This is a genomic window from Parabacteroides sp. PM6-13 (genome assembly GCF_029892605.1).
Taxonomy (GTDB): Bacteria; Bacteroidota; Bacteroidia; order Bacteroidales; family Tannerellaceae; genus QVMG01.
In genome coordinates this window covers 1-13288 of sequence record NZ_JARXWF010000028.1, presented here as the reverse complement: position 1 = coordinate 13288, position 13288 = coordinate 1, and the positions used below count along the sequence as shown (strand labels likewise).

General features: G+C 39.1%; 12 protein-coding genes. 11 read left to right on the top strand and 1 reads right to left on the bottom strand.

Features of this window, described 5'->3' with window-relative positions; genetic code table 11:
- Positions 1–702 (top strand): BF3164 family lipoprotein (locus M2134_RS15625; RefSeq protein WP_280758216.1); only part of this gene is annotated, 702 nt, incomplete at its 5' end.
- 1022 nt (positions 703–1724) lie between these two features.
- Here the strand turns inward: M2134_RS15625 and M2134_RS15620 are convergent.
- Complete coding sequence (locus M2134_RS15620; RefSeq protein ID WP_280752111.1) at positions 1725–2762, bottom strand: winged helix-turn-helix domain-containing protein; 1038 nt, start codon at positions 2760–2762, stop codon at positions 1725–1727.
- 159 nt (positions 2763–2921) lie between these two features.
- Between M2134_RS15620 and M2134_RS15615 the strand changes: the two genes are divergently transcribed.
- The 10 genes from M2134_RS15615 (at position 2922) to M2134_RS15570 (ending at position 13135) form a co-directional block, all read left to right on the top strand.
- A complete protein-coding gene (locus M2134_RS15615; RefSeq protein ID WP_280752110.1) occupies positions 2922–3524 on the top strand; it encodes a DUF1573 domain-containing protein in 603 nt (200 codons plus the stop codon).
- Between the two features lie 833 nt (positions 3525–4357).
- The gene (locus M2134_RS15610; protein ID WP_280752109.1) at positions 4358–4669 is read left to right on the top strand and encodes an NVEALA domain-containing protein; all 312 of its coding nucleotides are present in this window, start codon (positions 4358–4360) and stop codon (positions 4667–4669) included.
- A gap of 82 nt (positions 4670–4751) precedes the next feature.
- Entirely contained in the window at positions 4752–5972 is a 1221-nt protein-coding gene (locus M2134_RS15605; RefSeq protein WP_280752108.1) for a 6-bladed beta-propeller, read from the top strand.
- A gap of 232 nt (positions 5973–6204) precedes the next feature.
- Positions 6205–6513 carry an NVEALA domain-containing protein gene (locus tag M2134_RS15600; protein ID WP_280752107.1) on the top strand — a complete coding sequence of 103 codons (309 nt, stop codon included), beginning with the start codon at positions 6205–6207 and terminating at the stop codon, positions 6511–6513.
- Positions 6514–6595: 82 nt separating this feature from the next.
- The gene (locus M2134_RS15595) at positions 6596–7705 is read left to right on the top strand and encodes a 6-bladed beta-propeller (protein WP_280752106.1); all 1110 of its coding nucleotides are present in this window, start codon (positions 6596–6598) and stop codon (positions 7703–7705) included.
- Positions 7706–7893: 188 nt separating this feature from the next.
- Positions 7894–8238 carry an NVEALA domain-containing protein gene (locus tag M2134_RS15590; RefSeq protein ID WP_280752105.1) on the top strand — a complete coding sequence of 115 codons (345 nt, stop codon included), beginning with the start codon at positions 7894–7896 and terminating at the stop codon, positions 8236–8238.
- A 72-nt stretch (positions 8239–8310) separates the two neighbouring features.
- Positions 8311–9405: a 6-bladed beta-propeller gene (locus M2134_RS15585; protein WP_280752104.1), complete on the top strand. Its 1095-nt coding sequence runs from the start codon at positions 8311–8313 to the stop codon at positions 9403–9405.
- Positions 9406–9590: 185 nt separating this feature from the next.
- Complete coding sequence (locus M2134_RS15580; protein WP_280752103.1) at positions 9591–9905, top strand: NVEALA domain-containing protein; 315 nt, start codon at positions 9591–9593, stop codon at positions 9903–9905.
- Complete coding sequence (locus M2134_RS15575; RefSeq protein ID WP_280752102.1) at positions 9881–11086, top strand: 6-bladed beta-propeller; 1206 nt, start codon at positions 9881–9883, stop codon at positions 11084–11086. Before M2134_RS15580 ends, M2134_RS15575 begins: the two co-directional genes overlap by 25 nt.
- A gap of 90 nt (positions 11087–11176) precedes the next feature.
- Positions 11177–13135 carry a hypothetical protein gene (locus tag M2134_RS15570; protein ID WP_280752101.1) on the top strand — a complete coding sequence of 653 codons (1959 nt, stop codon included), beginning with the start codon at positions 11177–11179 and terminating at the stop codon, positions 13133–13135.
- Positions 13136–13288 lie beyond the last annotated feature (153 nt).

The window sequence follows — 13288 nt, the reverse complement described above, 5'->3', positions numbered from 1 at the left end:
ATGGAGATCACCCGCTGGCGGATCGATGCCACCGAAGGCATAGCCCATCGGGAGGAGGCGATCGCCATCGATAAAGCACTGATCCGCACCCTCGATTTTCTGCCGATGGAAACGGGCTTTTTTATTCCCGACTATGCCGGCGAACACCGTTTCCACCGGATCGACCGGACAGGAGCCTACCAGGCCTCTTACGGCACGATCCCTGCGCACGAACAGTTTACCGACCTGGCACGGCCCGCCCTGGCACAAGGGTGGCGCAGCTTTATGGGCTACCACCCGCAAGGGCTGGTGGTCATGGCGACCCAGCTGGGCGAAGTGATCGAGATCTATTCCGCCACCGGGGAGACGCAAGCCATCATCAAAGGCAAGCAGGGCGATCCGCAGATCAGCATACACGAAAGAGAGGCCATTCCGCAGGGTATTATGGGCTTTAGTGACTTGCAGGTGACCGACCAACATATCTATGCCTCCTTCAGCGGCATCACCTTCGACGAGAAAATGGCCGCCTACCAACGCGAGGAAGAGCCCGAAAAAGGTTGCCGCATGATCTATGTCTTTGACCTGACGGGACGCCCTTTGCGCAAATACACCCTCGACCACCCCATCGAAGGCTTCCATATCGACGAAGCCCGGGGCCTCCTCACCGCCACCGATGTCAACAGCGACGACCCCATCATTCAGTTTCACCTGCCAGGGTTGTAATCAAAGGTGCAAAGGAAAGGGGGAAAGAGAAGGAGAAGGGAGAAAAGGAGAAAGGAGAAAGGAGAAAGGAATCGAAGATCGCTTAGCCGAAGGCGCAGAGCAAATAGGAAAGGTTGGCACAGATGGCATCGGGGTTTTTCTTCAAATCGGAGGAGATGGGAAGGAGAAAGGAGAAAGGAGAAAGGGAGAAGATGGGAAGGTTTGTGGGAAAGCACGCCGCAGGCGTGAGATTATGCATAACCGTATGCAAGCGTAGCGCAGCTTACGGTAGAGAATCATCTATATAAAAAGCCCCGCATGGGGCGGGATTATGGCAGATCTCGCACCTGTGGCGCTTGATTGACAGGTAGTCGCTATACCGTAAGCTGCGCTACGCTTGCATACGGTTATGCATAATCTCGCGCTGCCAGCGCGATCCCCACCTTCCAATCTTCCAAAATTGGAAGATTTTTATATAAATCCCGCAGGGATTTCCTATTCGTAACCGCGGGTGTAGCGAAGCAAACCCGCGGTAGGTAGGCAGATAGACAAGACCTACTCTCCAAGCAACCCCGAAGCGGGTTGAACCCATTCCGGGTTCGTTCGTTATTATTAGCGGAATACCCCCGGTCGTTCGCTTCGCTCTCTTACCGAGGGTTACGAATAGGAAATCCCTGCGGGATTTAACTCATTTCAGTACACCTTGCCCATCTTCAATTCTTACAATATCTGAAGCCCCCCCCCTTCTCCTTTCTCCTCACTAATCATTAATCACTCCTTTCCCCTTTCAAACTTTCCAATTTGTAAAAATACCCTAAAGATTAAAATAAACCATCTTGTTAGAATAATGATTCAGAAGATTCTCAAAATTAGCAGGATGACAATCCCAATTCTGATAAGTGATATATTAAAATGTATTTATTCGAATGTTAAATAAGCGCCACTAGCATTGTTCGTGACAAAAGAACAATCGATATGATCGATTAATAATTAAACAATCTATTTTGACCTTTATCAAGTTTCGGATTTTTCACGCACATAATTCATGAACAAATAATAAGTCGATAACCTTTCTTATGTTCGTTTTCCACCCGGATCTCTTTAATCGGAGAGAGTTGTTTTCGTAATTGTTTGATTAATTGAGCACGCTTATCGGCATTCGCGGAATCCTCTTTCCAAATCAACTGGTCAATTTCCTGAAGACTTAAGTATCTTTCCTGACTTTGCAGCAAAGCATGAAAAAGAATATTAGAGTTGCCACTTAATAACGCCTTGTCAATAGGCTGCCCATCTACTGTTTTATAAACCGCTCCCTTTCGATTGCAATAATAGAAATTCTTAGAAATCTCCACAGAATCCTTTTCCCATTCCCGGTCATTCGTAAGGAGAAAAGAGGCATTGGCCACTTTCTTTTTATCCTTTCTATGTAAAATAAAAAGAAACAAAACCGTGACACAGACCAAAACAAACAGACTTATAGCTATCCACATCGCATACACAGGAAATACAAAAGAAGAGGGGGTATAAAACGCCTGCAAGGTCATTTCCGGCGCACGACCGATCCGGATGAGTTTTGTTGAATAGGTATAGATCGCAGATAATTCCTCTATAGGTTCATGGGTGGAACAGACATACTGGCTACCGTCATAATAACAGATAGCGCTTTTCAGCTCTATCTCTTCTTTTTGGAGTAACGCCTGGAAAATAGAATCAAATGTTTGAATATTGAGGGGATTTGCTCCATGCAGAAAATACTGTAACATTAAATTACTCTTTTCCTCAAAGGTTAAAGACATATATTCTTCATCCTTTTTTTGGGTAATAACCGTATCCTCTTTGATGATGGTTATCTCTTTGGATGAAGAGCTGCCAGGCTGAGCTACAAAGAGACGAGGAAAACCCTTTGCCCGTTCCTCCAAGTCATCCTGAATAGCTTTTTCAAATAATTGCTGTATTTTCTCCTGATGAAAAAGGGAAGTATCCCCACGTTGTAGAGCTCTTTCATATAAAAATAGCATACTTATTCCGCAGATTAGAGAAAGAATAATGATGGTAATACCTGTCTTCTGATACATTTTCATACGTCACACTACTTTGTTTCAACGGCAAAAATAATCTTTTTTACTGAGATTTTACTGAGAAATGAACTTCTCAGTAAAATCTCAGTAAATATTTTTGGAATTTACATGTATGTTCTTTTCATTTGCCGAAAAATTAAAAACAATGTTATATTTACACAGGTGGATTCCATTTCTGAGGGGCATGTGCCTTTCCTGTTTTTCTTTCAGTCTTCGGATCAGAAAGAGATTCGTTATCTTTTGAAACGAGATAATTTTGATTATCCGGTTTGTGTAGACAGAGAAGACCGATTGAATAAACTCAACGGCTTCCCCTCCGATATCACCTTCCAGACGTTTCTATTGGATAGCAACAATAGGGTGGTGACCATCGGCAACCCGATCCATAACCTGGCGGTAAAAGATCTTTACCTAAAGCAGATCACAGGCACTGGCACCCCCTCTACAACGAAGCAACCGATCCGCACCACCGCCGAGGCGGAGCAAACAGAAATCAACCTGGGATCCTTTGCGAAGAGCGAAAGCAAGACGGTGGTTTTTACCCTCCGGAATACCGGAGAGAAGCCATTGGTGATCATGGATACGGCCACCACCTGTGGCTGCACCTCACCGAGTTTCGATAAACATCCGGCACAACCCGGAGAGACATTGCAGGTAAAGGTAGTTTATACCCCCAAGGATACGGGCTTCTTTAGCGAAACCATTACCGTTAAGTGTAATACGGAGAAATGGATAAAGCTAACGATAAGTGGAGAAGTGTTTTAACGCAAAAGAAACTTGGTGCGCCTTCGTGTTACTTGGTGGTAAAAAACTCGTTGTAGGATTATTCACCACGAAGTAACACAAAGGCGCACAAAGAAGAAAAGAGACCGGAAGAACATTAATGCAAAAGAAACTTAGTGTGACTTAGAGATACTTCGCGGTAAAAAACTCATTGTGGTATTATTCACCACGAAGTAATACAAAGGCACACAAAGAAGAAAAGAGACCGGAAAAGAACGTTAATGCAAAAGAAACTTAGTGTGACTTAGAGATACTTCGTGGTAAAAAAACTCTTTGTAGTATTATTAACCACGAAGTAATACAAAGGCACACAAAGAAGAAAAGAGACCGGAAGAACGTTAATACAAAAGAAACTTAGTGTGACTTAGAGATACTTCGTGGTAAAAAACTCTTTGTAGTATTATTAACCACGAAGTAACACAAAGGCGCACAAAGTATAGAGTGAATGAATTAAAGTATAATTAGAGGACAGGTAAAAAAGAGAGGGAGATTGCTCTACAGTTTGACATCTTAACAGCAATCCCCCACAACCTGCCCTTTTAATAAGAAAGGAGGTCGCTCATTATGAGCAAAGATAGTGAAAGCTGAACACAGAACCAAGCTTGCTTGAGTTATGTTGAGGCGCATCCTATCTTATGAAAAAATACTTAGAAATACTGAAAGGACAAAAGTCTGGCGTCCTATATACAAACCTTATACACTTTCTAATAAGTGAGTAAGGCATGTGTTTACGACGCAACCCATAATCCGCGGAAGGAAAGTAGGTGAGGTTATGGATAAGAATTAAATTAATTAACATCTTAATAATTAAGATTATGAAAAAGAAAATCATAGGATTTGTAATGGTTGCAGCAATTGCGGTTGCAGTAAGCTTGGGAATCAGGCAGAACAGCAAAAAAATAACATTATCGGATTTAGCGGTGGCTAATGTGGAAGCGTTGGCTAATAATGAAAACCCATGGTATTTATGGCCATTCCAAGGTACTACAAAAGATGAATGGGCAGAAACAAAGAAATGTACCGAGGGGATAAATTTGGGCTTTTATTATGTGGAATGGGAAGGCATAAGAATAATCTGTCACGATGGTGGAAGTGAAAATTGTTCTACTCAAATATGTTCTGAATAATTGTAGATTAGATTGTCTCGACAAATTTTTATGTCTCGTTGCATAGCATTTGTTCGAGGCAATCGTTAGAAGGATTTAAATTATGAGAAAAAGTATATTCGTCTTTGTTGTTCTTTTGTGTTTAGGATGTTCTGAAAGGAAAGTGCAGGATAGTCCGAAATTTACCGATGAGCAAATAGCACAATTAGGTTTGAGCAGTGTAAAACCATTGCGGATTTTTGATGGGGACTGTATAAAGTTAGATTTCAACGGCTTTTTATCCGAAAAAGAAATATCGGCACAAGAACTGGTGGATAGTGTCGAATTTATTTCACTCGAGACAACAAATGAATCACTTATAGCAGAAATAAACAAATTGGTATGTGTTGAAAATTATTTTTTTATATTTGATTCGGATATTGGGAAAAATGTTTTCATTTTTTTAAGTGACGGGAGATTCGTAAAAAGAATACCAACAGGTCAAGGGCCTGAAGAGATTTATAATCCAGGAGATATTGCTGTTGATAAAGAAAATGGTCACTTGATTGTATACAACAGAAAGGGGCTTTCTTTCTATGACTATCAAGGGAATTTTGTAAAAAGGGAATTGTTGCCTTTCAATTTTAAAAACTTCAGAGTTCTGGCAAATGGTTATTTGTTCGTTACCATACCAAATCAAAACGGACATTTAGCTGATTTATCAGCAATGCAAGTATTTATTACAGATAAAAATTTTCGCATTATCTCTGCCGGCTTCCCTTTCCATTATTCTAACACACTCAATTATGGCATAACTGATTACACAAGCTCTTTAGATAAGAATGTGAGTTTTGCATTTAAATTTTCCACCAAAATATTTCAGTATATAGACACGTTGGCAGTGGAAGAAAAATATCAATTAGACTTTTCTAAAAAAGAAATCCCAAGCAAATATATGGAGATGAGCACAAAAGAAATGCTCGATGCGTTGAGAAGCAATAATTATTATTACTATATGGGGGATTATGTAGAAAATAGAACGCATGAATATTTTGCCATTTATAATGATTACAATAAAAAAGCATACCAAACGTTTGTTTTTAGAGATAAGTTGAGTGGCAAATTAATAGGTGGAAACAAAATAACATTGGACACTGTTATTCCACTATTCAGCTCTCCATTGGCTGCATATGAAGACAAATTTATTGGTGCTATCAGTTCACAAGTTGTACTATATTATATATCAGAAACTATAAAAGAAGAAAAAAACAATTCGTTATTCACTCAAATAAACGATGATTCAAATCCGATAATAGTTAAATATAAACTAAAAAGAGTTAATTAACAATTGTTTGTTTACAAAAAAAGAAAACTGCTTTAAGGCTTGAAGCAATAGAATCAGCCTCCTCCACATCTCACTCCGTCCATAAAAAGAGCCAACGCTTGCTTAGCGGAGCGTAAAGCAAAGGAGGTAATAGGCAAAATAGTATAAACCCGAAAAAGGCAACCTATTGAACAAGAGTAGATGGGTTGTAAACAGCAAAAAATATATTTTATAAACATTTAAATATAAAAATATGAAACGAAAATTTTTAGAAACAGTTATGATTGTAACGATATCAGTTGCAGCAGGATGGAATGTATATCAGAGTGAAAACAAAATCATTCTGTCAGAATTAGGGCTGGCAAATGTAGAAGCGTTGGCTAATTGGGAATGGATTCCTGGTGGTAATCCTCCCCCCCTTGGTACAATAGGGAAACAGGAACGATGCAAATTAGAACTTGGCGGCGGTATGTTTACTTCCAGTGTAGAGTATATTTGTTATGAGCAGTATGTTTGCCCATCATGCACGTGTACTCCTGTTCCATGTGGTGTGGTTTTTTAGTATCAAGGATAGAATGAATATATATATTGTACTGTTGTTTTGCTTCGTTTTTTCCTTCTTGTCATGTGGCAGTAAGACATCGATGGAGAAAAAAGAAATGAAACAAACTCCTGGAGAGACTATATCAATTGAGATAAAAACAAATGACATCAATAGAGAGACGGGCGCTCATGGAGTGATTTCGTGTACATCATACATCTCCTTGTCGGATGAAATTCTGCTAAATAAAATACGTCGAGTATTAATCTCTGATGATTGTATTTATATACTTGATAGCAGCCCCAAAATAGTCTGTTTTAATAAAAATGGGGAAGCGATATATTCCATTGATCAAAGAGGAGCAGGCCCAAAAGAGTTTGCGAATATTATAGATTTTTCAATAGATAAGAAAAACAAACAGTTGGTCACTTATGATAGTGGGAAACGGCGTTTGTCTTTTTATAATATGATTACCGGGGTATATCTCTATGATAAACCTATTACTTATATATCCCCTAACAGGATCTGTATTACACCGGAAGGGTTTTTCTTTCATACACCAGACCATTTTAATTACCCCAAACAAAAGGAGAAGCATTTTTTTCTTTTCTATTCGAGTGATGGCGCAGACATTGATGCCTCTTATCTTCCACACGATGCGATTTCAGAATATTATTTTGGCATGGGAGATGGACATCCATTTTTTCACAACGAGCCCCATCCTTTATACAATAAGCCTTTTGATTCAAAAGTATATATACTGGAAAACGGTGGGATAACTCCTTTTTTGGATATCTCATTGCCCAATTTTCTTCCAATGGAAAAGATTGCAGGAAAAATAGATCCGGTGGTATTGAGTCGTTCCGACTATTCTTTTGGGTTGACAGATTTTTATATTGCAAATAATGTTTTACACTTTTCATTCAGTAAAGAAGGGTATATACAGACTGCTTTTTTTGATTTAGCGAATGACAGATTACTATATTGTGGAACAAGAGTATCTGATGTGCCAACAAGGAATTTACCTTTGTATTCCATTATATCCGGTACTTCAGGAAAGCATTTCTTCTCCATAGTATATCCCGAACAAATTCTCCAGCGAATGGAGTCTCATCCGGATCTAATACCAAGGCAATTAAAAAATGTATTGGAAGATGATAATCCTGTATTAGTGTTTTATGAAATAATTGAAAAAGGAGGAGGTGGGAGATAAAAGAGGGGAGAATTGCTTCATGGCTTGCAATCATACAGCAATTTCCCCCAACCAGTCCCACTAATTTAGAAAAGGAGGTCATGCAAAGGTAAATAATTAAAAGCAAAATACAACACAACCTGTTGAACAAGAGTAGATGGGTTGTAAACAGCAAAAAATATATTTTATAAACAAGTTAAAACAAAAATATGAAACGAAAATTTTTAGGAATAGTTATGATTGCAGTGATAGCTGTTGCTACAGGGTGGGGTATTATTCAAAACAATAAAAATCTAACTCTATCTGATTTGGCTTTGGCGAATGTGGAAGCGTTAGCTAACGAAGAATCGGGGGGAGGTTTAGACGCAAATTATAATAGGCATCCTTTTAATTGTACTATTTATGGGAATGGGAAAGTACAAATTTTAGGAGGAAACATACTTAAAGTCAATGGGTCTCTTACGTTTGAAGGAGGTCTGTATTGCTCGAAAGGAGGAAGTTTCACTTGTACACCTATTGAATGTGCCCAAGTATGGCAATGGATATTTGACTAAAAATTAGCGCTATGAATCTGTTTTGATCGTTATACGTCGAAGCAGATTCATGCCATACAAAAAATATATACAATGAAAAAGTTCATGCTTTTGTTTGTTTGTTTTCAGCTATGCTTATCTTGCCAGCATAAGCAACGTGACATCTCTCCCAATACTATTCAGATAAACTTCGAGCAAGGTGTTGTGGAGGATTTGATAAACTCGTACACATATATTGCGTTAGAAACATCTGATGACATATTACTTTCAGGAATTGACAAACTATATATAGATGAAGAAAACAATTTATACATACTGGACAAGAAGAACTTTACTGTTCAGATATATTCGGATAAAGGTTTCTTTCTGAATAAAATCAGCAAGCGAGGTGACGGCCCTGAGGAGTATCATGACGCATCGGATTTTTGCGTTGACAAAGAGTATGTTTATATCTTGTCGAGGGTTGACAAAAAGATAGTAAAGTACACGAAAGACTCTCGCTTTGTAGACTATATGAGCCTTGATGATTATTATGATTACACTCATGTGGATGAGGATTTCATCTATTTGTACTCCAACTACTCAAACAACAAACAAAAGAACCTTGTTATCTATTCCAAAGAAGGTAAAGAAATTAATTCTTTTTTACCATTTGAAAGGAATCAAAGTTTTTCATATCCCCCTACTCCATTCAATAGGCAATCTAACGGAAATTTATTAATCACTCAACAATATGATCATCGGGTTTATCAAGCATGCAAAGACTCTGTTCATACAATTGCTACGATAGGTTTTAACACCAAAGACCGTATTCCTTCCGATTTCGAAGAGATAGGATTTGACAAATTATATAAAGATCTAGCAAACAAATCACTTGTAAAAAGGATAAACTACGTTTGTGAGAAAAACGATAAAATATACATACTATACCATTACAACTATACAAACAATCTGTCTTTTATTGACTTAACAACAAAGGGAACTCTCACTTGCAGCCTCAGTCCCACGGACAAATATCCCTTTTTGTTTTCCGAACCATTGGGCTTTCATAACGACTATTTGATCGGTCATCTACATGCAAGTATAGTCCTTATGTTTGATCCTCAGTTTAAGTCTGATAAAAACGAAGGTGGATTATTAAGTGAAGAAGACAATCCAGTTATCTTCTTTCATAAGATAGCGTTTTGATAGGCTTATTTATCGTATTGTTTTAGAAATACTCAAAGTAAAATTCTAAGAGCTAAGCCGAAAAACGAATAAATAGTAGAATCACATGAAGTAACATCTCCTTATACTCTCTTATACAATCGTTCGAAAAAGAGTAGACAGGTTGCAAGCATATAAAAAATTACAAACATTTAAATATAAAAAATATGAAACGAAAATTTTTAGGAATAGTTATGATTGCTGTGATAGCGGCTGCTGCAGGATGGAATGTATATCAGAATGAAAATAAAGTTCTTCTATCGGAACTTGGACTGGCAAATATTGAAGCATTGGCTAGAGGAGAAGGGGATGGAGCATATAATGAAGACAAAGTGACATCTAATTATTACGAAAATGGAGTACTTTATAAACAGTCAATAGTCGTAGATTGCAGCGAAGGAGGCTCTTCTGCATGTTCTGCAGGGAAGTATTATAGACATATTAACAGTGATAGGTCATGGGGAGATTGGATTCCTGCTTAAATGCTATAGGAAGGAGTTTATTTGTTTTCGCTTTTTGTCTTGCGCTCTTTTCTTGTACAGAGAAAAGGCAAGACGCTTCTTTTCCGGAAAATGCCATTGTCCTGGAGTATGAAAAGGCTCAAAATATCGATTTTGACTACTCTTTCCTATTCGATTCGGTAGAGATAGTTCTCTTAGATACGCTTCATGATGCGTTTTTAACAGATTATTTCAATGTCAAATTTGCTTTTGATCGCTTTTTTATATCGGATAAGAGCAATCAACTGTTTGTTTTTGATCGTTTCGGTACTCCTCTCTTGAAGATTGATGACAGGGGAGCAGGCCCTCAGGAGTATGTCAATTTGAGAGGATTTGATCTCTCACTTGAAGATTCTCTTATTTGTTTGTTTACCTATCCTCCCAAATTGATGTGGTACGATCTGAATGGGAAGTTTTTAGATCAAATCAGTGTTGAAAGTCAAGGGTTCAAATTTGCCTTATTGGATAACAAAGGAGCGGTTTATGGACAAAACGCACTCGATAACAACAGGGATCCCCTGTTGCTGAACTATGTAGATCTTTCAACCGGCAAGATGGAGATGAAAATTCCCGGATATCCGTTTCTTAATGGCAAATTACTCCCGATCTATCAACGAAATAATGCCTTTACCCGAACCGCTTCGGGTGAACTGCTATTTAACGATCCTCTGTCAAATTATATATATACTTTATCGGATGAAGGTGTGGAAGTGAAATATGTGTTGGACTTTGGTAAAAAGAATCCGCCCCAAACAGAAAACATTTCTCTCATGGATACTTCGGAATCATCTACTGAGTATATTAGCAAATACTTTCCGGTGCATGGATTCAATAACTGTTGGGAAAACACACGCTACTTTTTTATCAATATGAAAATAGATGAGATAAAAGAAGAAAGTATATTATATGATAAACAAGAAAAGCGATTGTATGCCGGATACTTAAGAAATAATATGCTTGGCGGATTTAGCTCTTTTAATGGCATGGCTACTGACGAATGCTTAATTAGCTATATTACTGCGGAGCAAATTACGGATATGAAGCAGTTTTTTGAAAGGCAGGACACAAAAAGTACGATGCAAGGTAAAGTGATAGAATTCATTGAAAAGCTGGATGAATCTCAAGGGAATCCGGTCATTTGCTTGTATCACTTCCGGAAATGATATGAGAGTAGATGATTACCTGAAGATACCGATTGTTTCTATGAAGTCGTATAAAAATCTTACTAAACAATATACTATCTACATAAAAAAATGAAGTTTCAAATCGTTCACATAGTATCCCTACTTCTATTACTTTCCTGCACGCCTCAGAGTAAGCCTCTGCAAACCGCAATGGTCTTGGCCGGTTCCAACCGGTCCGAATTAGAGAAGGTATTGGCTCATTATTCCGCTTCTCCTTCCGATAGCCTGAAATTGCGGGCAGCCACCTTTCTGATTGAGAACCTGCCTTGGCATTACTATTACGACGGTGAGGCGGTAGATAATTACCACCAGTTGTATCGAATACATAGTACCGGAAGGTACTACCCCGAAGATGTCATGGATTCTGTGAATACGAAATACGGTGCATTTAGCTATCAGCGGGCAGACTTTAAGCGAGACATTGAGACGATTACGGCTGATTACCTGATTGAAAATATCGACTGGTCGTTTAAGGTATGGGAAGAGCAACCTTGGGGTGAATCGATATCCTTTGAAGACTTCTGCGAATATGTCCTGCCTTACCGGGTCGGAGATGAACAATTGGTAAGCTGGCGCGAAAAGGTTTACAAAGAGTTCAACCCTATACTCGATACCGTCCGTCATAAACCGGAAGCGAAAGACCCGCTTTTTGTGACCAATATCCTGCTTGACTCCATCAAAAACCGGGGTGATTATCTTTTTTCTTATATCTTCCACGGTCCGCATGTCGGCCCGGAAATAGTCAATCTGCGTTCGGGGTATTGCCGCGAAAGTACAGATGCCCTGATTTATATATGCCGTGCTCTCGGTATTCCCTGCGGAAGGGATTATATGGTTACGCGGGGAGATGACAACAATGGGCACGAATGGAACTTTATCCTGGACAAGGAAGGGAAAAGCCAATTCGGATGTATCACCTACGCTTCCCGGGTCATGGAACCGGCAGATACCTATTGGTGGAAGAAAGGGAAAGTATTCCGACAGACTTTTAGTCAGAACCGGAAACTGGTTAGCAGAATCAAAAATGCAAAAGAAAAAATACCATCACGTTTTACGCATGCTATGTATGTCGACGCAACACCTCATTATACAGGCAAATACACGAAAGAAATCATTATTCCGAAAGAAAAGCTGTTTCGTAGACCGAAAAAGAATCAACCGATCTATATATGTCTCTCCTCGCGGATGGAGTGGAAGCCGGTTGCTGTCGCAGAAAAGGGTAAAGGCGGTCGTATCATATGTCCTGATATGGAAGGCGATATTGTCTATTGTCTGGCTACTTACGAGAATGGTCGTTTCCTCCTCTTATGCAATCCCTTCCGGATGGGGAAAGAGGATGATATACTTTATTATTATCATACAATATGTGAACCACAAAAAGTTGTTCTATTACATAAATACAGGCTTGCCTATGCTTATCCGGAACGTGTAATCGGTGGTATCTTCGAAGGGAGCAATGACCGGAATTTTGTAAAAAAAGACACCTTGTTTACTATAGAACAAAGAGCAGTCAGATTATGGAATGTGGCGGATCTTGTGAATGAGAAAGAATATCGATATATACGTTATGTCGGAGCTCCGGATAGTTATTGCAATATGGCAGAGATCGCTTTTTTCGGAAATGATACGATAGTTCCGCTAACTGGTAAACCGATTGGTACGCCTAACAATGAAGAGAAAAGGGAAACGCATGATTATCCGAATCTTTTTGATGGTGATCCGAATACTTCATTCGATTATTACCTGGCCAGCGGAGGCTGGGCAGGATTGGATTTTGGAAAACCCCGGAATATCCGGAGAATTGTTTATACGGCCCGTAATCAGGATAATTTTATTCGTCCTGGAAATGTATATGAATTGTTTTATAACAATCAGGGAGAATGGGTCTCTTCCGGAAGAATAGAAGCAGAAACTGATTCGTTGGTGTATGAAGTTCCTCAGACTGCCTTATTATATCTGAAGAATCATACAACCGGAAAGGATGAACGGATATTTGAATATAAAGAGGGAGAACAACGATTCTGGTAGTAACACCAAGTGATACAAAGTAAACAATAAAACAATGAAAACACTCAAACCCATCCTCCGTAAAGCGGCGCATATCCTGGTCGACGTGGTCTTCTGGTTGATGATGGCGGGGCTTGGCTGGCTCTTTTTGCAGGTGTTTGTGTTTACCTCGTT